Source organism: Gordonia sp. NPDC003429 (genome assembly GCF_053588575.1).
Window position 1 is genome coordinate 168,122 of the sequence record NZ_JBSFQF010000001.1, and the last position, 22,494, is coordinate 190,615.

Here is a 22,494-nt window from a genome sequence, read left to right on the forward strand (position 1 = left end):
GTGACCTGGACCCGCACCGAGATGGCTGCCCGCGCATCGCACGAACTGCAGCCCGGTGACTATGTGAACCTCGGCATCGGACTGCCGACACTGATTCCCGACGAACTGCCCGATGACTCGGGCGTCACCTTGCACGCCGAAAACGGAATCCTCGGCGTCGGACCCTTCCCGTACGACGACGAGGTGGACCCCGACCTCATCAACGCGGGCAAGCAGACCGTCTCGGTGGTCCGGGGTGCGTCGTACTTCGACTCCGCAACCAGTTTCGCGATGATCCGCGGCGGCCACGTGGACGTGGCCGTACTCGGTGGCATGCAGGTGGCGGCCAACGGTGACCTCGCCAACTGGATGGTGCCCGGAGCGCTCGTCAAAGGCATCGGCGGAGCGATGGACCTCGTCAACGGCGCCGGCCGCGTCATCGTGCTGATGGAGCACGTCAGCAAGAAGGGCGACGCCAAACTCGTCGACCGGTGCACACTCCCGCTCACCGGCAAGTCCGTGGTGGACCGCGTGATCACCGATCTCGGGGTGTTCGACGTCGTCGACGACGGATTCGATCTGGTGGAACTCGCCCCCGGCGTGGACCTCGAGACGGTCATCGCGAAAACTGCCGCATCCGTGCGGGATCGAACTCTGCAGGATCAAAGCGTGCAGGATCAAAGCGTGCGGGATCACGGCATCACTGCTGCCGTGTAGACCACCGGCGTGGGAGGCCGACCGTCTCGTGCTGCGCACCGCGGTCGGCAGCCGTCGAGCACGGGATGGTGGGTGGTCCCCGATATCTGTGTGGAGTTCTCAAGGAGCGTGTGCGGTCCCGACGTGTCGGGTGCACGAAAGGTGCTGCGGCGTAGGGTCTTCTGCTCAGGCGGCGATCGTCAGGTCAGGGAGGTCGGCGACGTGCATGCGGCGTCGGTGGTAGGACTCGATGAGTTCGCGTCGGGAGTCAACGCTGACCGGCGGACGGAGCCAGGGGTGACGGTCGGTGCCCATGATGACCTCCCAACCGCCGTGGTGAACGTCATCGTGACAGGCGGGGCAGAGCAGGCAGCCGTTGTCGACGTCGGTGTCCCCACCGTCGGCCCAGTGCACGATGTGATGGGCGTGGGTCCAGGATGCGGGTGCACCGCATTTGACGCATCCTTTGTCGCGGCACGCGAATGCTCGGCGTTGGGCTGAGGTGAACAGGCGTTTCTCCCGGCCGACGGACAAGGGTACTTGTTCGCCGTCGACAATGGCGACGCTGATCGTGGCGTCGCAGGCGAGCTTCTTGGCGGTGGCTTCGGTCACCGAGCCGAGGAATTGCAGCGAGGACAGTGACGGAGTGTCGGCGGGAATCGTCAGCGCGATCCGGGTTTGTGGTGCGGGCACCTTCGGCCCCGCGAACCGGCCCCTGTTGGTGGCGAGGTCGAGGATCGTTTCCAGCGCATCGGCGCGTCGCCGCTCGGGTGAACGGGGATCGCGGGAGCCGTCGGGTTGGGGGCGGGGTTCGGAGATCCTGTCGATCGCGGTCCAGAGTTTTTCCCCGGTGACGGTGTCCAGGTCGGCACGTACCTGCGTGCGGCCATCCTCCTTGGTCAGGGTGAGGGAGTTGACGGTGCGGTCTTCGCCCGGCGGTAACCCACCGTCGGTGTGGGCTGCGATCTGGTTTCCCAGGGTCCGGGCTCGTTCGGCGATCTCGGCGGGAGTGGCGCCGGAGGAACGTTGCGCCATCAGGTCGGTGATCACGGACTCGCGGGTGTTGTTGTCGAGGGGCGTGGGGCTGCGACGCTCGACGTGGCTCACGCCACGGACGATCGCATCCATGTGCTCACCAGAAACCACGCCGTCGGCGGCATGCGCAGCCGCCGGGGCCACTGCGTCGAGTGCGGTGGCAATACGGAGGAGGCGTTGAGCCGCCGCGGGCGCGAGGCCCATGATGATGAGGAGCTCACGGGTGCTGCGGCCGTGTTGTCTGGCGACGCCGAGGCGCTCGAGCGCCGCCACGTGCACCGATAGGTGGTGGTCGGTGAGGTTGCGGATCTCGATCAACGTCATCACCCCCTCGTAGATGTCGCGGCCGGTGGCGTGCTCGTCGATGGTCGGTGTGCGTAGCGCGTCGGCGGCTGCCGTCGGAGTGATGGTCACGTGTTCCCCCAAGTCGGTCTTATCACCCATAGTACTCGTACATGTGTTCGAGTCAATACCTATTTTCCTGCTCACGGCGATGAATCACAGGGGTGAACGGGAGTCGACTGTGGTAGACAGCCGTCACACCAGCCTCGACGGGTATTCGGGCACGCTCGACGACCATGCAGCACCGCGACGGCGATCGCATCCGAGCGCCCGTAGCGCTGACCAAGCATCAGGCTGATAAACAGAATCGATTAATAGCCCCAAAACAAGTCCTTGTCTCGTATGTATCGGCGGCCTAGCGTGGTGTTCAACGTGGTGAGGGTCACACACCGCGGGTGAAGTTCCCGATGCCACACGTGGCGTTCGCTCACCGACGACGAAAGGCGCGAGACATGGAGCTCCGGCATCTGCGCTACTTCGCAGCGGTCGCCGACACCTGTCATTTCGGGCAGGCGGCGGCGAGCCTGCATGTGGCTCAGCCGGCCCTCTCGTACGCCATCCGTCAGCTCGAGTCCGAGTTGGGCGCCACCTTGTTCACGCGGACCACCCGCCAGGTCGCGCTGACCCCCGCGGGGGAGTATCTACGCACCGAGGTCGGGCGCATCCTCGCCGAGGTCGATGACGCCGTCGACGGCGTCCGTCGGATCGCCGCCGGCCGCAGCGGCCGGGTGCGACTCGGGCTCACGGGTATCGCCGCGTTCTCCCATCTCCCGCGGATCGCGCGCACGGTGGCGCGTGAACTGCCCGATGTGGATCTTGTCATCGCCACCGACATGCTCACCCCCATGCAATGTGAAGCGTTGCGCAACAAGACAATCGATCTAGGAGTCCTGCGACCGCCGGTGATCGGCGACGGCATCGACGTGCACACCATCGAGGTGGAACCGCTGGTGCTCGCCGTCGCCGCAGGCCATCGGTTGGCGGTGGAGCCGGTGGTGTCGGTGAGCGACCTGCGTGCCGAGCCTTTCGTCATGTACGACAGCAGGCACTCGGCGGTCAACGACGCCGTCACTCGCACCTGTCGCCGGTCGGGTTTCGCGCCGCACCGGGCACACGAGGCGTCGGGCACTCCGGTGCTGCTGGCGCTGGTTGCCGCAGGTCTGGGGGTGTCCATCCTGCCGGCCTCGGTACACAAGGTTCCGGTCGACGGCGTGGTGATCCGCGACCTCGACGACGCGGACGCCATCGAGACCGCGCTTGCGTGGCGCGCCGGAGAAGACAATCCCGTCGTCGAGGCCGTCGCCGGGGTGATCACGTCCGCCTTCGACCTTTCCACCCAGTTGCTGACTACGCCGGGCGTCGGCCCCGGAGAGGACCTCACATCGTGAAAATCACTGAGATCGAGGCGATCCCGTTCGCCATCCCCTATCGCAAGCCGCTTCGGTTCGCCTCCGGCGAGGTGCACGTCGCCGAGCATGTGCTGGTGCGGGTGCACACCGACGACGGCATCGTCGGTGTCGCGGAGGCGCCGCCGCGGCCGTTCACCTACGGCGAGACCCAGCGCGGGATCGTCGCGGTGATCGAGACCGTGTTCGCGCCCGCCCTGACCGGACTCACCCTCCTCGAGCGCGAGGTGATGGTGGGCCGGCTCGGACGCACGGTCGGCAACCCGACCGCGAAAGCGGCACTGGACATGGCGATCTGGGATGCCCTGGGCAAGACCCTGCAACTGCCGGTCACCGAAATGCTCGGCGGATTCGGCGATCACATGCGCGTGAGCCACATGCTCGGCTTCGACGAGCCGTCGACAATGGTCGCCGAGGCGGAGAAGATGCGCGACACCTACGGGATCTCGACCTTCAAGGTCAAGGTCGGTCGGCGCCCGGTTGGGCTCGACACCGCGGTGGTGCGTGCGCTGCGTGAGCGTTTCGGCCGCGAGATCGAACTCTACGTCGACGGCAACCGAGGATGGTCGGCGGCAGAATCGTTGCGTGCCATGCACGAGATGGCCGACCTGGATCTCCTGTTTGCCGAAGAACTCTGTCCCGCAGACGATGTGCTCGGCCGGCGGTGGCTCGTCGAACATCTCGACGTCCCGTTCATCGCCGACGAATCCGTACCGACCGCCGCCGACGTCACCCGCGAGATCCTCGCCAGATCGGCCACCGCGATCAGTATCAAGACCGCGCGCACCGGATTCACGGCGTCGCAACGAGTGCACCACCTCGCCGAAGGACTCGGCGTCGAGGTGGTGATCGGCAACCAGATCGACGGACAGGTCGGCACCGCGTGCGCCCTGGCCTTCGGGTCGGCCTTCGAGCTGACCTCCCGGTACGCGGGGGAGTTGTCGAACTTCCTCGACATGCGCGACGACCTGCTCACCGAGCCGCTCCAGATCCGCGACGGACAACTGCACACCAGCCCCAATGCGGGGGTGGGCATCGAGATCGACGCGGACAAACTCGCCCACTATCGGCTCGATCGCTGACCGAGAGGAGACATGCCGATGCTCTTTCACGTTCGGATGGACGTCACCATCCCCCACGATCTCGACCCCGACATTCGGGCCGACACCGTGGCCCGGGAGAAGGCGTATTCGCAAGAACTGCAACGGTCCGGCAAGTGGCCGCACATCTGGCGGATCGTCGGCGAGTATTCGAACTTCTCGATCTTCGACGTCGCCGACAACGACGAACTACACGACATCTTGTCGGCACTGCCCCTCTTTCCCTATATGACGATCCGGGTGACCCCGCTGGCCACCCACCCATCGGACATCGCTGCGGATTGAGTCTCACCCGCAGCGCAACCCGACCAACACGACAGCCCCACAGCACAACACCCCCCCACAACAGCCCCCCACAACAGTTCGCTCAACAAGGAGTACCCATCATGACCAACACCATCGACAGCAGCTTCGACGCCGAAGTGACCGCGAAGGCAGCCGAATCAGGTGCCAACGCGTCGGCCCAGTTCCGTCAGCGCATGGCCGCCGGCGGACACCGCGACGGCGTGGTCGACACCGCGCGCGTCGACTATCTGGCCACCAAGGTGATCAAGGCGCTCAACGACATCGTCATCGACGATCAGGTGAGTTACACCGAATACAACGCACTCAAGGCATGGCTGATCAAGACCGGCGAGGACGGTGAATGGCCGCTGTTCCTCGACGTGTGGCTCGAGCACTCGGTGGAAGAGGTGGCCAACGCCCACCGCGAGGGCAGCAAGGGCACCATCGAAGGCCCCTACTACATGCCTGATTCGCCCGAATTGGCTTGGAACGGCACCATTCCGATGCGCGACGACGAACCCGGCAACCCCCTCGTGTTCTCCGGGCAGGTGCGTGCGGTGGACGGCACTCCGCTGTCGGGCGCGAAGGTGGAACTCTGGCATGCCGACGATCTCGGTTTCTACTCGCAATTCGCCCCCGGCCTGCCGGAATGGAATCTGCGTGGCACCTGGATTGCGAACGAGGACGGCAACTTCGAGATCCACACGCTGCGTCCGGCGCCCTACATGATCCCCACCGACGGTGCCTGCGGCCAGCTCATCGCCGCAGCCGGCTGGCACGCGTGGCGCCCGGCGCACCTGCACTTCAAGGTGAGCGCCCCCGGCTATCAGCTGATCACGTCGCAGCTGTACTTCCCGGGCGATCCGCACAACGAGGACGACATCGCGTCGGCGGTGAAGCCCGAGCTGATGCTCGACGTCACGCCGAACCCCGACGGTGAGGGCTTCGTCACCGTCTACGATTTCGTGCTCGACCCCGAGGCCTGAGTAGACAATGAAGTCCTGAACAGACAATGAAGTGTCGGGCCGGCGCGGTGGGTGAAGTTGCCGCCGCGCCAACCCGATTCGGAGGATCGTCATGTTGGTAGCACCTACCGGCCTCGTCGCCGCGACCGCGTCCGAGGACCTGGCGGCCGCGCGTCGTCAAGCCCGGTCGTGGCGGTCACCCGAGATCGCCATCGCCGACCGCGATCTCACCGACGCCGCCCTCGACGACCTCGTCGCCACCGCCGAGTCCGTTGCCGACGAGTCGTTTGCTCGCGCGGTGACCGCCGTCCGGGCCGCGCGCGCCGGAAGTTTCCCCACCATCCCGCACATCGACGCGGCGACCGAGATGTTGCGCAGCTTCTTGTGCCACAACCTGATCGACGGGTGGTTGTATGTACGGGAATCCGACGGATACCTCCATCCCTACCTGGTGATGGACATCGTGATGGAGCACGCCGACCGCACTCACGGCCCGCGCATCAAGTTCACGATGGAAGCAGACAATGCCACCGTCAAACGCCCGTCGCGCAAGCCGCGGTTGCTCTACTTCGAGGAGACCGAGGTGGTGGGCAAGACGCCCGCCGACGTGCTGGTCGCCGGGGGCGCCTACAAGGAGACGCCCGATCTCAAGGCCGAATACCAGGCGCGGCGGGAGCGCTATCAACGCATCATCGACGAGGGGTTCGGCAAGCAATTCCGCTTCAGCGGCAAGGTGATTCGCACCGACGACTACCGGTCGCCGAACAAACGGGAGAACCGCAAGGTGGTGCACGACGTCGCGCCGAGCGAGATCGCCGCGCTGCGCACGGTGGCACCGTCGATCCTGTTCTCCGGGGACAGTTACGGTCCGGTTCCGGTGATCACCGCTGTCCGGGTGTTCGATCTCGGTGCGCAGGACTTCCTCGACGTCAACACCGGTGACCTCAGCGAGTATGCCTACGACGAGCACCTTCAAGACAAGCTCGTGCTGCCCGACGACCAGCGCGAGCTGCTCAACATCCTCACCACCGACATCTCGGTGTTCACCGGCGACATCATCGACGGTAAGTCGGCGGGAAACGTGGTGCTGGCGAAGGGCCGGCCGGGTGTGGGTAAGACGCTGACCGCCGAGGTGTACGCGGAGGTCACCGCACGCCCGCTGTACTCGATCCATTCCGGGTCGCTCGGGGTGACCGCGGATCTGGTGCGCAAGAATCTCGAGGTGATCTTCGATCGCGCCAAACGCTGGGATGCGGTGCTGCTCCTCGACGAGGCCGACGTCTTCGTGATGGAACGCGGACTCGACCTCTCGCAGAACGCGATCGTCGCCGAGTTCCTGCGCACCCTCGAGTATTTCGACGGGCTGCTGTTTCTCACCACCAACCGGATCGACGGCGTCGACGAGGCCATCCTGGCCCGATGCGCCGCGGTCATCGAGTATCGGCCGCCGGGGCAGAAGGACGCGCGTCAGGTGTGGCAGATCCTCGCTGCAGGCAACGACGTAATGCTCGGCGAAGACCTCCTCGACGATCTCGTCGGCGGCTTCCCGGATATCACGCCACGAGACATCAAGATGCTGCTGCGGCTCGCCCTGCGGATGGCGCGCCACCGCGGTGTTGAGCCCGACGCGTCGGTCTTCGCCAGCAGTGCGGTGTTTCGTGGGCTGCACTACGTTCCGGCGGAGCAGCGGTGACGCGGGCGCGTTCTACCCTGGTGGAGTGGAGTATCCGTTCGAGATCGTGACGCTGCTGCGGTCACCGTTGCATGCGTACTTCGGGCGCCCGAAGGACGGGCCCGCCGACGACGTCGAAACCGTCACCCCGGATCGCGTGGAGATCGTCGCCGACAAGGGCATCGTGGGCGACCGGTTCTTCGGGGTGCGTGCGCACACCGAGGCGGCGGTGACGTTCTTGGCGATCGAGGCGTGGCGGGCCGCCGCCGGAGGGGTCGATCCCGTGGTGGCGCGACGCAACATCGTCGTCCGTGGTCTGGAACTCGACCCGTTGCGTGGCAGGGAATTCGAGATCGACACCGGCGACGGGTGGATACGTTTCCGGGGAGGCCGACCCGCGCACCCGTGCGCGTGGATGGACACCATGGCCGGCACGGGCACCCGCAAGGCGCTGATCGGCCGGGGAGGACTACGTGCCCAGCCGCTCACCTCGGGGGTGCTGTCGTTGGGTCCGGCGACGATCCGGACCGACGTCGAACTCGACGCCGCCCGGTCCGCCGATCAGGTCAGGCGCGCCCAGCCCCGCCCCGCTGGTTGAGCGCCCCGCCCGCTGGTCGAGCGCCCCTCGCTGGTTGAGCGCCCCCCGCTGGTTGAGCGCCCGCCCCCGCTGGTTGAGTGCCCACCCCCGCTGGTTGAGCGCCCCCGCTGGTTGAGCCTGTCGAAACCACCCCGTCCGCTGGTTGAGCGCCCCCGTCCGCTGGTTGAGCGTGTCGAAACCCCCCCGTCCGCTGGTTGAGCGCCCCCCGCTGGTTGAGCGCCCCCCGCTGGTTGAGCTTGTCGAAACCACCCGCGGGCACGCTCGACAGGGTTCTGGGCACGCTCGACGGGGTTCTGGGCACGCTCGACGGGGATCCGGGCACGCTCGACGGGGTTCTGGGCACGCTCGACGGGGATCTGGGCACGCTCGACCGGGTCAGCTCACCAGCGCCCGCAGGAAGAAGCCGAGGTTGGCGGGCTTCTCGGCGAGACGTCGCACGAAGTAGCCGTACCACTCCTGGCCGTAGGGGATGTACACCCGCACACCGGCGCCGGCGGCGGCGAGGCGTCGCTGCTCGTCGGTGCGGATGCCGTAGAGCATCTGGTGCTCCCAGCTGCCCGGCTCGCGACCGAACTCGGCGGCGATGATCTGCGCGGCCTCGATGATGGTCGGGTCGTGGCTGGCCACCATCGGATAGCCGTTGCCCTTCATCAGGATGCGCAGGCATCGCAGGTACGCCTCGTCGATCTGAGCGCGATCGGGGTAGGCCACGGCGGCCGGCTCGGCATAGGCGCCCTTACACAACCGGATTCGCGCGCCCGACGCCGCGAACTCACGGCAGTCGTCCTCGGTACGCCGCAGGTAGGCCTGCAGCACCGTGCCGAGTTCGGGGAACTCGCCGCGCAGTGACCGTACGATGTCGATCCGTTCGTCGACGGTGGTGTGATCCTCGGCGTCGACGGTGACCAGCACCCCGGCCGACCGTGCGGCCGCGCAGATGGTGTGCGCGTTCTCTTCGGCGATCTTGCGGCCGTGTCGCGGCAGCGACTGCCCGAGCGCAGTGAGCTTGAGCGACACCTCAAGTCGTCCGGGTGCGGCGTCAAGCGTCGACATGTGCTGCAGCAGCGAAAGATACGCCTCCGTGGTGGCGGAGGCCTGCGCCTCGTCGGTGGTGTCCTCGCCGAGGTAGTCGATGGTCACCGACAGCCCGTCGGCCAACGCGGAACCGATCGCGGCGAGCACATCGCCCTCGGTCTCACCGGGAACGAACCGATTGACCACACTCTGGGTGACCGACAGTCGCTGCGACGTCTCCTTGATGCGGTCGCTGCCCGCGGCCTTGGTGATCACCGGGCGCAGTACGGAATCGAAGATCTTGCTCATCTGTGGGTCCTCACTCGGATGCCATGTGGGGGTAGCCGGATTCGGTCGGCGGGACGAATGTTTCCTTGATCGTGCGGGTCGACGTCCAGCGCAACAGGTTGGCCTTCGACCCGGCCTTGTCGTTGGTGCCCGAGGCGCGGCCACCACCGAACGGCTGCTGGCCCACGACGGCGCCGGTCGGCTTGTCGTTGATGTAGAAGTTGCCCGCGGCGTTGCGCAGGGCGTCCGATGCGGTGGCGACCGCACTCAGATCGGTGGCGATGATCGATCCGGTCAGCGCGTAGCGCGCGGTGGAATCGACCATGCGCAGCGTGGCGTCGAAGTCGGCGTCGTCGTACACGTGCACCGACAGGATCGGCCCGAAGTACTCGGTGGAGAACGCCGCGTCGGTGGGATCATCGCCGAGCAAAACCGTCGGCCGGACGAAGAAGCCTTCGGAGTCGTCGCATTGACCGCCCGCGGCCACCGTCATCGACGGCACCGTCTTGGCACGGTCGATCGCGGCGACCTGCTTGTCAAACGACCGGCGATCGATCACGGCACCACCGAAGTTGCCCAGATCACGGACATCGCCGTAGGTCAATTCGTTTGCCTCGGTGAGGAAGTCGTCTCCCATACGCTGCCACACCGACCGGGGGATGTAGGCGCGGGATGCCGCCGAGCACTTCTGGCCCTGGTACTCGAAAGCGCCGCGGATGAGCGCGGTGCGCAGCACGTCGGGATCGGCGGAGGCGTGCGCCACCACGAAATCCTTGCCGCCGGTCTCGCCGACGAGTCGCGGATAGCTGCGGTAGCGATCGATGTGGGTGCCCACCTCGCGCCACAGGTGCTGGAAGGTGGCCGTCGACCCGGTGAAGTGGATGCCCGACAAGTGCTCGTCGGCCAGCGCCACGTCGGAGACGGCGATGCCGTCGCCGTTGACCAGGTTGATCACACCCGCGGGCAGGCCGGCCTCTTCGAGGAGCTTCATGGTGAGGTGGGCGGCGTACGCCTGGGTGGGGGAGGGCTTCCACACGACGGTGTTGCCCATCAGCATCGGTGCGGTGGGCAGGTTGCCCGCGATCGCGGTGAAGTTGAACGGCGTGATGGCGTAGACGAACCCGTCGAGCGGCCGGTGATCGAGCCGGTTCCACACGCCCGGCGACGAGATCGGCTGCTCGGCCAGGATCTCGCGGGCGAACGCCACATTGAAGCGCCAGAAATCGACCAGCTCGCAGGGTGCGTCGATCTCGGCCTGCTGCACCGTTTTCGACTGTCCGAGCATGGTGGCCGCGGCGATCCGTTCGCGCCACGGTCCGCTGAGCAGATCGGCGGCACGCAGTAGCACGGCGGCACGATCATCAAAGCTCGTGTGCGCCCACGCCTCGGCGGCGGCGAGTGCGGCGTCGACCGCCGCCCGCGCATCGTCGTGGGTGGCGTTGGTCAGCGTGCCCAGCACCTCGCGGTGCGCGTGCGGCTGGACGACGTCGATACGCTCGCCGTCGCCGACGGTGGCGGCGCCGCCGATGATGTGCGGCAGTTCGACGGGTTCGGCGGCCGACTGCGCGGCCAGTTGCTCAACGATGCGGCTGCGTTCAGGGGTGCCCGGGGCGTAGGTGTGCACGGGCTCGTTCACGGGGCGTGGGGGTGTGGTGATCGCGTCCATACACCCAGCCAACCAGGACTTACCTCCCAATCCTATGGAGAATTGGCAAAGAGAAGCCGCTCATCATTGTCGAACTGGACAAAGGTGGACGAGAGCGGTTCAGCGCGCCGCAGCCCGGGAGCGGATGCTGCCCAACCCGATCAACGCCACAAGGGTGGTGGCCAGCAACACCGTGGTACACGCCGCCGCGGAGAACACCTGACCGCGGTCGGACAGCCCGAAAATGGTCACCGGCAATGTCTTCCATGTTGCCGGATACACCATCACCGTGGCGCCGAGCTCACCCATCGACAAGGCCACCGCGAGGCCCGCCGCAGCGCCCAATGCCGGCAACAGCAGGGGCAGCGTGACCCGGGTGAGCACCCGCACCGGACCGGCGCCCAGCGACTCCGCCGCCTGCTGGTAGGCGGGGTCGAGCCGTTCCAGGGCCGCCGACACCGAGCTGAACGCGAAAGCCAACACCAGCACGGTGTGCGCGACGATGACGATCCACTTGGTGCCGCCGAGCAGCAGCGGACGTGCGTTGAAGCTGATCAGCAGACCCAGACCGATCGCCACCGACGGCACCGCGATCGGCAGGTGGAAGAGTGCGTCGGTCAGCCGTCGCAGTGATCCGGGGGCCTCCCGGGCGGCCAGCGCCGCCCACGTGCCCAGCACGAGGGCGATCCCACCGGCGATGAACGCGGTCTGCAGGCTCACCGACAGCGAGGCCACATTGTCGCCCGAGAGCGCCTCGCCGAAGTGGACGAGGCCGAGATCCGAGGGCAGCGGTCCGGTCCACGAGCCGGCGAAACCGGCGATCACCACGGTGGCGATGGGCGCGACGAACACCACGAGCACCACCACGGCGAAGACTGTCCAGACGATCGCTCTGCTGGTTCGGGTCCACAACAACATCAGCTGTCCTCCTCACGCACCGACATCAGCCGGGCGAAGATCACCCGGTAGGCGCCGTAGAGCACCAACGACAGCGCCACCTGGACGGTGGCGATCACCGCGGCGCCCGGCAGGTCGAAGGTGACGATGCCGCGGGTGTAGATGAGCACCGGCAGCGTCGTGACGTCCTTGGCGCCGGTGAAGGCGACGATGCCGAACTCGTTGAGTGTCAACAGGAGTACGGCCGCCAGTGCCGGCCATGCCTCGGGCATCACTACCGACCGCAGCACCCGGAACGGAGATGCGCCGAGCGCGGCGGCGACGTCGAGCTGATCGGTGGAGAGCACCGCGAACGACGCCAGCAACGGTCGTACCACGAACGGGGTGAAGAACGTGATCTCGGCGGCGATCACGCCCCAGGGGGTGGCCAGGAAGTTCAGCGGCCGGGTTCCGGTGACATCGGCGATCAGGGCGTTCACCGCGCCGGCCGTGCCGTAGAGAAAGGTGAACGCCAGCGTGATGAGGAAGGACGGCAGCGCCAGCACGGTGTCGATCATGCGGGCGACGATCTGCGAGCCGGGAAAGGGTACGAAGGCGAGGACCACGCTGAGGAAGGTTCCCAGTACCACGCACCCGATGGTGGCCACCACCGCGATCCACGCGGTGGTGCCCAGCGACCGCAGGAAGACCTGGCTGCTCAACACGGCGCCCCAGGTGCTCTGACCGGTGCCCGCGGCGGAATCGGCGAGCATCCGCACCAGCGGATACACCGCGATCACCACCACCACTACCAGCGGCGGAATCACCCACAGCGCCGCGGAGATCCGACGCGGCGCCGGGTTCGGTGGCGGCGCGGGGATCGGGTCGAGACGTTCGGCGAGTGCCGGTGTCGCGGTCACCGCGGTTCTCCCGCCTAATCAACCAGTATCCCCGCGGGATCCGGCAGCCGGATGCCGACGATCTCGTCGACGGGGTGATCGGCGCGCCCGGGTACGTCGGCGTCGATCAGCTGGTCGGGCAGACCTTCCACCGACACCGTCAGCCGGGTGGTGGCCCCGCGCCACACCGACGCGGTCACTCGCGCCCGCAACACCTGATGCGCCGCCGCCGCGGTGACCTCGATCTCGTGCGGCCGGATGCACAGGTGCGCGGCATTCCGGGCGCCCACCGTGCCGTGGGCTCGGGTGCGGCGGCCGACAGCATCCGCTCCCCGACCTCGACGAGTGCGGTGGTACCCGACACGCGACCCACCCGGCACGGCAGCAGGTTGGCGCCGCCGAGGAAGGCTGCGGTGAAACCGCTGGGCGGCCGGTTCCACAGTTCCTCGGCGGTGCCGATGTCGACGAGCATCGCGTCGCGCATCACCCCGATCCGATCGGCCAAGGCGAGGGCCTCGGTCTGATCGTGCGTCACGTAGAGCATCGTGGTGTCGGGCAACGCATCCCGCAGCCGTTGGAGCTCGCCCACCATCGTCTGGCGCAGGGCCGCGTCGAGCGCGGCGAGCGGTTCGTCGAGCAAGAGCACCTCGGGTCGGATCGCCAGGGCCCGCGCGATGGCGACACGCTGTTGTTGTCCGCCGGACAACTCCCGCGGCAGCCGGGAACCGTACTCCGACATGCTGACCATCGTCAGCGCCTCGTCGACGCGCTCGGCGATCTGGCGCCGCGGCATGCGCCGCGACCGCAATCCGAACGCCACGTTGTCGCGTACCCGCATGTGCGGGAACAGTGCGTAGGACTGGACCACGACACCGATGCCGCGGCGGGCCGGTGGCAGATCGGTGATGTCGTTGCCGGACAATCGAACCCGTCCCGCACTGGGCCGGACGAAACCGGCCAGCGCCTTGAGCGCGGTGGACTTGCCCGACCCGCTGGGACCGAGCAGCGCGATGGTCTCGCCGCGGGTCACCCGCAGCGTGAAGTCTCGCAGTGCATCGGTGGACTTCTTGCCCCGACCGTAGGTCACCGACACCCGGTCGAAAGCGATGGCCGGTTGGGCGCGAGCACTGGACTCCGCGGCCGCCGAGGTTGTCGTCGAGTCGATCTCGGTGGTGCTCAGCACACGGCGGCGGGTGGGTTCGGTGGCCATGTCAGCTCCCGGTGGCCTTCTGATACGCGGCGACATCGGCATCGAGGGTGCTCAGCACGCTCTTCCAATCCGGCCGCCAGATGGTCACGCCGGCAATCGTCTGCGTGGGGCTCGGCGATCCGGTCGGGGCGGGGACGTCGGTGCGCACCGACACGCCGAGCGCGTCGGGCCCCACCGTGGTCTGCACGTCCTTGGACAACAGGAAGGTCAGCAGCTTCTTGGCGTCGTCGGCGTGCGGCGCCCCCTTGGTGAGCGCGGCGTAGTACGGCAGCGACACCGTGGTGCGCGAGCCGTCGGGCATGGCCGGGAAGAAGACGTCGAACTTCGAGCCGTCGTCGCGGATGGACGCGAGATTCATCTGCACGTCACCGTTGGCCACCAGCAACTCGCCGTTGCTCACCTTCGGTTGCAGCTTGCCGGTGGAACTCGACGGCCCCACGTTGTTGACCTGGAGTTTGGCCAGGTAGTCGAGGGCCTGCTGATTGCCCATGAGGTGTTGCAGCAGCAGCAGAACCGCGGTGCCGTCGCCGGCCTGGCCGGGCGTGGAGTACTGGATCTTGCCCTTGAATCGGGGTTCGAGCAGGTCGTTCCAGGTGGCGGGCACCGGCTGAGCCGACGGGTTGCGGATGAAGGACAGGTAGTTGTCGACGATGCCGACGTAGGTGCCCTCGGGCGAGAGATTGCCCGGCGCCACGCCCGCGGTGTCGACGCCGCTCGGCGTGAGCAGGCCCTCGGCGTCGGCCTTCTGGATGAACGGCGGCAGGGTCACCAGCAGGTCGGCCTGCGGGTTGGACTGCTCCTTCTGGACCCGCGACACCACCTCGCCGGACCCGGCCTCGACGATGTTGACCGAGATCCCGGTCTGTTCCTTGAATTTGGCGAATTCCGACTTGTACCAGCTGCCGAGACCGTCGGCCGTGTACAGGGTGACGGTGTCGCCGCCGGAATCCGACGATCCGGTGCCGCCGCAGGCGGCGGTGAGCGTGAATGCCGCGACACCGGCGGCCAGCGCCACGGCTCGTAGTGCGCGGCGGGACAGACGTGTAGAGCGCATGAGGAATCCCCCTGGTGGATGTGTGGTGAAGGGTCGGCGTGAACGGGTGGGTTCGGAATGGTAGGGCTCTGTGGTGGTGCGACGTTGCGCCACAACGGTTGTGGTGGAACTGCGGTCAGGCGTCGAGCAGGTCGGGCAGTGCGGTGATGTCGGCGATGATGGCGGTGGCTCCGGCGGCCCGCAGCGTCGCCTCGTCGTGTGCGCCGGTGAGGGTGCCCGCGACGAGGCCGGCTCCGGCGCGTACGCCGCTGAGGATGTCGTTGGCGGTGTCGCCGAGCACGGCGATCTCCCGGACGTCGTCGACCTGCAGCGTGATCAGTGCCTGCAGGATCATGTCCGGGTAGGGCCGTCCACGCAGCGCCGCCGACGGCGCCAGGGCCAGGTCGGCGATGTCGGCCCAGCCGAGCGAGTCAAGCAGCAGACGCTGGGTCGATGCGCTGAAACCGGTGGTCAGTACCACCTTGACGCCCGCGTCGCGCAGCCGGGCGATGGTGTCGGCGGCGCCGTCGATGGGCCGCACCCCGCCGTCGAGAACGGCTGCGTCGTAAGCCTTCTCGAACGCGGTATTGGCCTGCTGTGCGCGGTCCTCGTCGCCGTCGACGAGGTGGCGGAACACGGTGATCTTCGACTGCCCCATGGTGTCGAGGACGTACTGTCGGATACGGGCGTGACCGTCGCCGTCGGTGGGGAGTCCCACCGACGCGGTCGCGGCGTCGAAGGCGTCGAGCACGCTGCCGTCGTCGGCCACCGTGGTGCCTGCCATGTCGAGGGCGGCGAGCCGAATGTGCTTGTCGGACAAGATGGGACCTCCTGGTCTGGATGGGTGGACGGTCACAGACCCATGAGGTCTGCGGTCTGTTCGCCGATGGCCGGTGCCAGCGTCATGCCGCGACCGCCCGGGCCGGTCACCACCCAAACGCCCGATGTCACCTCGCGACGGAAGACGAGGGCGGTGGGGTCGAGGCATTGCGAGTACACGCCGGCCCAACGTCGTTCGATGGGTGGAATCCGTCGTCCCAGAAGGGTTTCGACGACCTCGGTGAGATGCCGGTACGGTTCTTCGGTGACGTCGAAAGCGAAGGTGTCGGCGTCGCTGCCGTCCGGGTTCCGGTCGTAGGCGTGGGTGTCGCCGATGGTCAGGCCACCATGTAGGCGTTGCACGCACAGCAACTGCATGTGATGGTCGGCGGCCACCGGGCGCTGCGGCTGCACGGCGTCGAGCGTGCTGAGGGCATCGCCGGCGAAGGCGGGGTAGTAGCGAAAGCTGTCGCCGTCGGCGATCGCGGTGGTGAGGGGTTCGCCGAGCGGGGCGGTCTGCATCATCTGCAGCCGTACCCGCCGGACCGGCGGTCGGGAGCCCACGAGTTCGCGGGTGAGGCCGCCGTGCGCCGCACCGGGACAGTAGATCACCGTGTCGCCGCGGTGGATCGCCCCGGCGTCATCACCGACCGCAACGCCCGTGCCCGAGCTCTCGATCGACGTCACCTCCCTGCCGGGCACAAAGGTGAACCTGCCGGTGCCGGCGAGATGTGCACGGATCGCGGGCAGTGCGATGCGGGATTCGACGGCCCCGTCGCGACTGCAGTGCAACCCGGCGAGGAAGCTGCCGCGCAACGCCGGGTTGAGTGCGCGGATCTCGTCGGGTTCGATCAGCGCGAAGCCCCGGTCGGCGGCGTCGGGTTTTGCCATCACCTGCTCGGCGACGCCGAGTTCGGAATTGGTGCGGATCAACGTGATCGAGCCGGCCGCCCGGAACCCGATGCCGGGGATGTCGGCGCCGATCTTCTCCCAGAGATCGCGCGCCCGCTGGGCCGCGGCCAACTCGTGGTCGGCGCGACCGGACACCCAGACCAGTCCGAAGTTGCGGACGGTGGCACCGCGGGCCTCACTTTCGCGTTCGATCAGCACCACCTCGTGTCCGCGCTGCACCGCATGCAGGGCATGGGCGGTGCCGAGGACGCCACCTCCGACGACGATCACCTTCATGACGCCTAGTCTGCGCCGTTTGGTCTAGACCAAACAACGGACAGCGCGTAAACGCGTCGTGAACTCTTGGTCTAGACCAGTCTCGGTACCATGGGCCCATGGTGTTGAACGATGCCGACCCGCTCGCCGAACTCTCGGCCGTCCTCGCATCGTTGCGGAACGTGTGGGACGAGGAAGCGGTCGACGAACTCGACCACGCGCTGCAGGCCGGTCACCTCGCCACGGCCGACCACGCCGACGATGAACTCGTGCTGGCCGCGGTGCTCCACGACGTCGCCCACAGCCCGATGATCGGAAGCGACGCACCCCATGACGAGGCGGCACGGCGCTGGTTGACGCCACGATTCGGCGAACGTGTCGGCTGGCTCGCCGGCTCCCACGTCGCGGCCAAGAAATGGCTGGCGGCCACCGACCACGAGTATGCGGCCGGGTTGAGCGCCACCTCGGTGCGGTCGCTGGCGGCCCAGGGGGGTGCACAGTTGGTCGGCCGGCAGTGGACGGAACACCGGTGGTGGCCCGACGCGATCCGGTTGCGGCGCTACGACGACGCCGCCAAGACTCCCGGGGCCGCGGGGCTCGATCCGGCCGAGGTGATGGCCGTGGCCGGCCGGGTCATGGCGGCGGGTGTCGCCGGCTGATGGTCAGTGCCGAGGAGCCCAAGTACTACCGGGTGCGCACCACGCTCGAACGGATCATCGACGACCTCGAGGAAGGCGATGCGGTACCGCCGGAACGTGCGCTCTCCGAACAGTTCTCGGTGTCGCGTGAAACCGTGCGGCAGGCGATGCAGGACCTGATCGTCGAGGGCCGCATCGAGCGGCGGGGGCGCGGCACCGTCGTCTCGGCACCCAAACTGGTGCAACCACTCTCACTGCGGTCCTACACCGAGGGCGCCAAACAGCATGGCCGCGTGCCCGGACGAATCCTGGTGTCGTTCAACGATATCGAAGCCGACGAGGCCGTGTGCGCTGGGCTCGGGCTGGCGCCGGGTACGTCGGTGATGCATCTCGAGCGGGTGCTGCTGGCCGACGGCGTCAGACTCGGCCTGGAGAGCACATATCTCCCGAAACATCGTTTCGGCGGCTTCTACCACTCCTTCGACCCCGGGACGTCGCTCTACGCGGCCATCCGCGCCGAGGGTGTCACCTTCACCAGCGCCGAGGAACGCATCGAAACCGCGCTCCCGAGTCCGCGCGAGGCACGACTGCTGGAGACGACCACGGCAATGCCGCTGCTGCTGCTGCACCGGCGCTCACTCGACGCGCACGATGACCCGATCGAAATGGTGCGGTCGATCTATCGCGGTGACCGCATCGCCTTCCAGGCGACACTGCGCGAGTAACCGGCAGGCGAGTGAACGGCAGGCGAGTGACCGGCAGGCGAGTGACCGGCAGGCCGACGAACAAGCGACGTACACTCTGACGATGTCTGGCGTGGGCCTCGGAAATCTGTTGCTCGCCCTCGACCGGACCGTCGCGACCCTGGTGACCGCACCCCGGGGACTGGACATGCCGATCTCCGACATCGCAATGATCGACACCGATGACGTCGAACTCGGTCTCGGCCGCGCCGCCCGCGGTGCGCACCTGTTCCTGCTCGTGGGACTCGACGAGGATTCCGCGGCCCGCCTGCTCAACGACGTGATCGCGGCACCGCCCGTGGTGGTCCTGGTGAAGAATCCGTCGGAGCGCCTGGTGGCCAAGGCGGAATCGCTGGGTGTGGCGGTGGTGGCCGTCGACCCCTCCGCACGATGGGAACGGATCTACAACCTCGTGACCCGGGTGCTCGACGCCGCCCGTGGTGTGGACAGCGGCGAGACCGCGGAATCGATGCGCGCGGGAAACATCGGCGACCTGTTCGAACTCGCGGCGGAGGTGGCCCGGCGGACCGGCGCCCTGGTGAGCATCGAGGACGAACGCTCGCATGTGCTGGCCTACAGCAGCGCCGGCGACGAGGCCGACGAGCTGCGACGGTTGTCGATCCTGGGTCGCGAGGGCCCACCGGCGATGCTGGCCTGGCTGCGTCAATGGGGGGTGATGGACGCATTGCGCACCTCCACCGATGTGGTCACCGTCGACGAACGAGCCGACCTCGGTCTGCGACCGCGGCTCGCCGTGGCCATCCGTGCGCCGTCCACCACCGGCACGCCCGGTGACTTCCTCGGCACCATGTGGCTGCAGCAGGGCAGCGCACCCATGTCCGACGATGCCGCGCAGGTTCTCGTGGGCGCCGCGGCCGTCGCCGCGCGCGTGATCTCGCGTCGCCGGTCGGTGGGCAGCGCACACGACGAACTGGTGCGGCGACTGCTGGGCACGCGGGGTGAGGCGGTCGACGCCCCGTTCCTGGGCACGCAGCTGGGCATCGCCCCCGACGACCCGGTGATGGTGGTGGCCTTCGGCGGCCTCGACGGGCCGGGGCCGGTTGCGGGTTCTGATGTGCCCACCGGTGTGGTGTCGGCGCTGACGCTGCGTGCGAGTGCGTACAGCCCACTGTCGGTGACCGTCGCCATCGGTGGGCGCGCATACGTGGTGGTCCCCGGCGCCGAAATCGAGCCGACGGTGGCATGGGCGCGAACGGCGGTGTCGGCGACGCGGAATCAGGCCGACACCCGGGCGCGGGCGGTGGTGTCGGGTCCCGCCGACGGCTTGTCGGCGGTGCCGGCGCTGCGTGCGCAGGCCGACCGTGTGCTCGACGCGGCACGGCGCGAAGGCGATCTCATCGACGAGGTCACCACCGTCGCGGCGTCGCAGACCGGTGTGTTGCTCGGGGAGATCGTTGCCCTGCTGGCGGCCAATCCCGAATTGATCGACAGCCGGGTCACCGAACTCGCCGAACGCGATGCGCGCAGCGACGGGGACATGACCGCGTCTCTGCGCGCCTACCTCGACCATTTCGGCGATGTCCGCGCGGCCGCCGCGGCGCTGCATGTGCATCCGAACACGCTGCGGTATCGCATCCGCCGGGTGCGCGAACTGACCGGCATGGATCTCGACGACCCCGCCACCCGGCTCGTCGTCGCGTTGTCGCTGCGTGCCCGGCCGCCCGCCCGGTGAGCCGAGCCGGTGCACACGCAACCGTGCCCGCCGGGACGGATCCCGACGGGCACGATGTGCCGAGTGAGAGGACTCAGATGATGGTGAGCATCTCGTTGTAGGTGGGCAGCGGCCACAGGTCGTCGGCGATGACGGTCTCGAGTCCGTCGGTGACCTCGCGGACCTTGTCCATCCCGGGAATCAACGATTCGAGAGCGTACTTCGATTCGTCCTCGACACCGTCGGCATGGAAGCCTTCGATGGCCGCCTCGAGGGTGTCCATCGCCGAGTTCAGCTCGGTGACCTTTTCGGCCATGGTGGCCAGCACCGGTGTCTCGACGTCGACGCCCGCGGCCTTGAGGCTCCCGGCCGTGCTCGCGAGCTCCCCGAGGTAGCGGGTCGCCGCGGGAAGGATCATCGTCTTGGCGACCTCGAGGGTCTCCTTGGCCTCCACCAACAGTGCCAGCGAGTACTGCTCGAGGATGACGTCCTTGCGGGCCTCGAGTTCGCGCTCGGAGAGGATGCCGTACTTGCTCAGCACCTCCTTGTTCTCCGGCACGTCGTACTGGGCGAGGGCATCGACGGTGGTTCGGAGGTTCAGCAGGCCCCGCGAGGCCGCCTCCTCTTGCCACTCGTCGGAGTACCCGTTTCCGTTGAAGACCACGCGACCGTGCTCGGTGATGATCTCCGCGAGCAACGACTGGACCGCGTCGTTGAGATCGGTGCCGTCGGCGACCTTCTTCTCGAGGTAGGTCGCCACGTAGTCGAGCGAATCGGCCAGCATGGCGTTGATGGCGACCATCGGATCGGCGATGGACTGGTTGGAGCCGGGCGCCCGGAATTCGAATCGGTTGCCGGTGAAGGCGAACGGACTGGTGCGGTTGCGGTCGCCCGCATCGGCTTTGAGCGGCGGCAGGGTGTCGACGCCGAGTTCGATGACGCCGGAGGCCTTGGACTCCTTGGCGCCGCCCTTGGCGATCTGGTCGAAGATGTCGGAGAGCTGGTCACCGAGGAAGATCGAGATGATCGCGGGCGGTGCCTCGTTGGCGCCGAGGCGATGATCGTTCGACGCCGACGCGACCGAGGCGCGCAGCAGGCCGCTGAACTTGTCCACACCGCGGATGATGGCCGCGCAGAACACCAGGAACTGCACGTTCTCGTGCGGGGTGTCGCCGGGGTTGAGCAGGTTGCCCTGGTTGTTGTTGCCCATCGAGAAGTTGACGTGCTTGCCCGATCCGTTGACTCCGGCGAACGGCTTCTCGTGCAGCAGCGCCACCAGGCCGTACCGCTCGGCGACCTTCTTCACGGTGGTCATCATCAACTGCTGATGGTCGGCGGCGAGGTTGGAGCGCTCGAACACCGGCGCCAGCTCGAACTGGCCGGGGGCGACTTCGTTGTGGCGGGTCTTGGCCGGAATCGCCAGTTTGAACAGTTCGCGGTCGAGCTCGCACATGAAGGCGAGCACGCGATCGGGGATGGCGCCGAAGTAGTGGTCGTCGAACTCCTGGCCCTTCGAGGGTTTCGCGCCGAACAGTGTGCGGTTGGCGGTCATCAGGTCGGGCCGGGCGAAGTAGAAGTGACGGTCGATCAGGAAGTACTCCTGCTCGGGTCCGGCGTAGGAGACGACGGTGTCGACGTCGTCGTGGAACAGTCGCAGCACACGCATCGCCTGCTTGCTCATCGCCTGCTGGCTGCGCAGCAACGGGACCTTCTTGTCGAGGGCCTCGCCGGTCCACGAGATGAAGATCGTCGGGATGCACAGCGTGTTGCCGTTGGGATTCTCCAGGATGTAGGCAGGGCTGGTGACGTCCCAACCGGTGTAGCCGCGCGCCTCGAAGGTGCCGCGCAGGCCGCCGTTGGGGAAGCTGGATGCGTCCGGCTCGCCCTGCAGCAGGGTCTTGCCCGTGAACTCTGCCATCGACCCGTCCGCGCCGTCGGGCTCGAGGAACGAGTCGTGCTTCTCCGCGGTGAAGCCGGTCAACGGATAGAACACGTGCGCGTAATGCGAAGCGTTGTGCTCGAGCGCCCAGTCCTTCATGGCGGCGGCGACGTAGTCGGCGAGGGTGGGGTCGAGCGGCACACCCTTGTCGATGGTTGCGGCGACCGCCTTGAAGACGTGCTTGGGAAGGCGGGTCTTCATCACCGACAGGGAGAACACGTTCCGCCCGAACGTGTCTGCCAGGGGCTCCTGGAATCCGGGCGTCTCCATGGAGTAGGTGGTTACGGCTTCGATCGCCTGGCGGCGTGACATGCTGCCACTCATGTATTGCTCCTGTGTTGGCTCCCCGCCTGGCCGGACTCACAGTGTGTCTGGTGGGCCGGGTGGCGAGTTGGACTCTTTGTCTTCAAGCACACCGACGCTATGAGCGACACGTACCGGGATCGTTGCCTTCATGTGACGCCCGTGAAAAC

Annotated in this window: 19 protein-coding genes and 1 pseudogene; 10 read left to right on the forward strand and 10 right to left on the reverse strand. The window is 67.5% G+C overall.

Annotation, left to right across the window (positions count from 1 at the left end):
- A complete protein-coding gene (locus ACWDSI_RS00815; RefSeq protein WP_449755357.1) occupies positions 1–696 on the forward strand; it encodes a 3-oxoacid CoA-transferase subunit B in 696 nt (231 codons plus the stop codon).
- A gap of 165 nt (positions 697–861) precedes the next feature.
- Here the strand turns inward: ACWDSI_RS00815 and ACWDSI_RS00820 are convergent, their stop codons facing one another.
- On the reverse strand, positions 862–2,124 hold the full coding sequence (locus tag ACWDSI_RS00820; RefSeq protein WP_449755358.1) for a DUF222 domain-containing protein: 1,263 nt from the start codon (positions 2,122–2,124) through the stop codon (positions 862–864).
- A gap of 380 nt (positions 2,125–2,504) precedes the next feature.
- Between ACWDSI_RS00820 and ACWDSI_RS00825 the strand changes: the two genes are divergently transcribed.
- The 6 genes from ACWDSI_RS00825 (at position 2,505) to ACWDSI_RS00850 (ending at position 8,078) form a co-directional block, all read left to right on the forward strand.
- Positions 2,505–3,440 carry a LysR substrate-binding domain-containing protein gene (locus ACWDSI_RS00825; RefSeq protein ID WP_449755359.1) on the forward strand — a complete coding sequence of 312 codons (936 nt, stop codon included), beginning with the start codon at positions 2,505–2,507 and terminating at the stop codon, positions 3,438–3,440.
- Positions 3,437–4,540 carry a mandelate racemase/muconate lactonizing enzyme family protein gene (locus ACWDSI_RS00830; protein ID WP_449755360.1) on the forward strand — a complete coding sequence of 368 codons (1,104 nt, stop codon included), beginning with the start codon at positions 3,437–3,439 and terminating at the stop codon, positions 4,538–4,540. The genes ACWDSI_RS00825 and ACWDSI_RS00830 overlap by 4 nt, the downstream gene beginning before the upstream one ends.
- 18 nt (positions 4,541–4,558) lie before the next feature.
- A complete protein-coding gene (catC, locus tag ACWDSI_RS00835; RefSeq protein WP_449755361.1) occupies positions 4,559–4,843 on the forward strand; it encodes a muconolactone Delta-isomerase in 285 nt (94 codons plus the stop codon).
- A gap of 101 nt (positions 4,844–4,944) precedes the next feature.
- A complete protein-coding gene (gene catA / locus ACWDSI_RS00840; protein WP_449755362.1) occupies positions 4,945–5,829 on the forward strand; it encodes a catechol 1,2-dioxygenase in 885 nt (294 codons plus the stop codon).
- Between the two features lie 91 nt (positions 5,830–5,920).
- Positions 5,921–7,501 (forward strand): AAA family ATPase, encoded by a 1,581-nt coding sequence (locus ACWDSI_RS00845; protein ID WP_449755363.1) that lies wholly within the window; start codon positions 5,921–5,923, stop codon positions 7,499–7,501.
- A gap of 25 nt (positions 7,502–7,526) precedes the next feature.
- A complete protein-coding gene (locus ACWDSI_RS00850) occupies positions 7,527–8,078 on the forward strand; it encodes a molybdenum cofactor biosysynthesis protein (RefSeq protein WP_449755364.1) in 552 nt (183 codons plus the stop codon).
- A 375-nt stretch (positions 8,079–8,453) separates the two neighbouring features.
- On the opposite strand, the gene ACWDSI_RS00855 is transcribed toward ACWDSI_RS00850, so the two are convergent.
- From ACWDSI_RS00855 to ACWDSI_RS00890, 8 genes and pseudogenes are all read right to left on the reverse strand, one after another.
- Entirely contained in the window at positions 8,454–9,401 is a 948-nt protein-coding gene (locus tag ACWDSI_RS00855) for a proline dehydrogenase family protein (protein WP_449755365.1), read from the reverse strand.
- Between the two features lie 10 nt (positions 9,402–9,411).
- Entirely contained in the window at positions 9,412–11,046 is a 1,635-nt protein-coding gene (gene pruA, locus ACWDSI_RS00860; RefSeq protein ID WP_449755366.1) for an L-glutamate gamma-semialdehyde dehydrogenase, read from the reverse strand.
- A 99-nt stretch (positions 11,047–11,145) separates the two neighbouring features.
- A complete protein-coding gene (locus ACWDSI_RS00865; protein ID WP_449755367.1) occupies positions 11,146–11,943 on the reverse strand; it encodes an ABC transporter permease in 798 nt (265 codons plus the stop codon).
- A complete protein-coding gene (locus ACWDSI_RS00870) occupies positions 11,943–12,782 on the reverse strand; it encodes a 2-aminoethylphosphonate ABC transporter permease subunit (RefSeq protein ID WP_449755691.1) in 840 nt (279 codons plus the stop codon). Before ACWDSI_RS00870 ends, ACWDSI_RS00865 begins: the two co-directional genes overlap by 1 nt.
- Before the next feature lie 53 nt (positions 12,783–12,835).
- Positions 12,836–14,010: pseudogene (locus ACWDSI_RS00875) on the reverse strand (ABC transporter ATP-binding protein).
- Position 14,011: 1 nt separating this feature from the next.
- On the reverse strand, positions 14,012–15,064 hold the full coding sequence (locus ACWDSI_RS00880; RefSeq protein ID WP_449755368.1) for a 2-aminoethylphosphonate ABC transporter substrate-binding protein: 1,053 nt from the start codon (positions 15,062–15,064) through the stop codon (positions 14,012–14,014).
- A 115-nt stretch (positions 15,065–15,179) separates the two neighbouring features.
- Positions 15,180–15,863 (reverse strand): phosphonatase-like hydrolase, encoded by a 684-nt coding sequence (locus tag ACWDSI_RS00885; protein WP_449755369.1) that lies wholly within the window; start codon positions 15,861–15,863, stop codon positions 15,180–15,182.
- A gap of 32 nt (positions 15,864–15,895) precedes the next feature.
- A complete protein-coding gene (locus tag ACWDSI_RS00890; RefSeq protein WP_449755370.1) occupies positions 15,896–17,050 on the reverse strand; it encodes a TIGR03364 family FAD-dependent oxidoreductase in 1,155 nt (384 codons plus the stop codon).
- Between the two features lie 98 nt (positions 17,051–17,148).
- Here ACWDSI_RS00890 and ACWDSI_RS00895 point away from each other — a divergent pair, with 98 nt between their 5' ends.
- From ACWDSI_RS00895 to ACWDSI_RS00905, 3 genes are all read left to right on the forward strand, one after another.
- Positions 17,149–17,688: an HD family phosphohydrolase gene (locus ACWDSI_RS00895; protein ID WP_449755371.1), complete on the forward strand. Its 540-nt coding sequence runs from the start codon at positions 17,149–17,151 to the stop codon at positions 17,686–17,688.
- Entirely contained in the window at positions 17,688–18,392 is a 705-nt protein-coding gene (locus ACWDSI_RS00900) for a GntR family transcriptional regulator (protein ID WP_449755372.1), read from the forward strand. The genes ACWDSI_RS00895 and ACWDSI_RS00900 overlap by 1 nt, the downstream gene beginning before the upstream one ends.
- Before the next feature lie 82 nt (positions 18,393–18,474).
- Entirely contained in the window at positions 18,475–20,103 is a 1,629-nt protein-coding gene (locus ACWDSI_RS00905) for a PucR family transcriptional regulator (RefSeq protein ID WP_449755373.1), read from the forward strand.
- A 73-nt stretch (positions 20,104–20,176) separates the two neighbouring features.
- On the opposite strand, the gene ACWDSI_RS00910 is transcribed toward ACWDSI_RS00905, so the two are convergent.
- On the reverse strand, positions 20,177–22,345 hold the full coding sequence (locus ACWDSI_RS00910; RefSeq protein WP_449755374.1) for a glutamine synthetase III family protein: 2,169 nt from the start codon (positions 22,343–22,345) through the stop codon (positions 20,177–20,179).
- Positions 22,346–22,494: the final 149 nt, after the last annotated feature.

Excerpts from the sequence above, each read along its gene's own strand:
- ACWDSI_RS00880 (WP_449755368.1), bottom strand. The coding sequence starts at position 15,064 with ATGCGCTCTACACGTCTGTCCCGCCGCGCACTACGAGCCGTGGCGCTG.
- ACWDSI_RS00845 (WP_449755363.1), top strand. The coding sequence starts at position 5,921 with ATGTTGGTAGCACCTACCGGCCTCGTCGCCGCGACCGCGTCCGAGGAC.
- ACWDSI_RS00825 (WP_449755359.1), top strand. The coding sequence starts at position 2,505 with ATGGAGCTCCGGCATCTGCGCTACTTCGCAGCGGTCGCCGACACCTGT.
- catC (WP_449755361.1), top strand. The coding sequence starts at position 4,559 with ATGCTCTTTCACGTTCGGATGGACGTCACCATCCCCCACGATCTCGAC.
- catA (WP_449755362.1), top strand. The coding sequence starts at position 4,945 with ATGACCAACACCATCGACAGCAGCTTCGACGCCGAAGTGACCGCGAAG.
- ACWDSI_RS00890 (WP_449755370.1), bottom strand. The coding sequence starts at position 17,050 with ATGAAGGTGATCGTCGTCGGAGGTGGCGTCCTCGGCACCGCCCATGCC.
- ACWDSI_RS00900 (WP_449755372.1), top strand. The coding sequence starts at position 17,688 with ATGGTCAGTGCCGAGGAGCCCAAGTACTACCGGGTGCGCACCACGCTC.
- ACWDSI_RS00895 (WP_449755371.1), top strand. The coding sequence starts at position 17,149 with ATGGTGTTGAACGATGCCGACCCGCTCGCCGAACTCTCGGCCGTCCTC.
- ACWDSI_RS00855 (WP_449755365.1), bottom strand. The coding sequence starts at position 9,401 with ATGAGCAAGATCTTCGATTCCGTACTGCGCCCGGTGATCACCAAGGCC.
- ACWDSI_RS00905 (WP_449755373.1), top strand. The coding sequence starts at position 18,475 with ATGTCTGGCGTGGGCCTCGGAAATCTGTTGCTCGCCCTCGACCGGACC.
- ACWDSI_RS00865 (WP_449755367.1), bottom strand. The coding sequence starts at position 11,943 with ATGTTGTTGTGGACCCGAACCAGCAGAGCGATCGTCTGGACAGTCTTC.
- ACWDSI_RS00910 (WP_449755374.1), bottom strand. The coding sequence starts at position 22,345 with ATGAGTGGCAGCATGTCACGCCGCCAGGCGATCGAAGCCGTAACCACC.
- pruA (WP_449755366.1), bottom strand. The coding sequence starts at position 11,046 with ATGGACGCGATCACCACACCCCCACGCCCCGTGAACGAGCCCGTGCAC.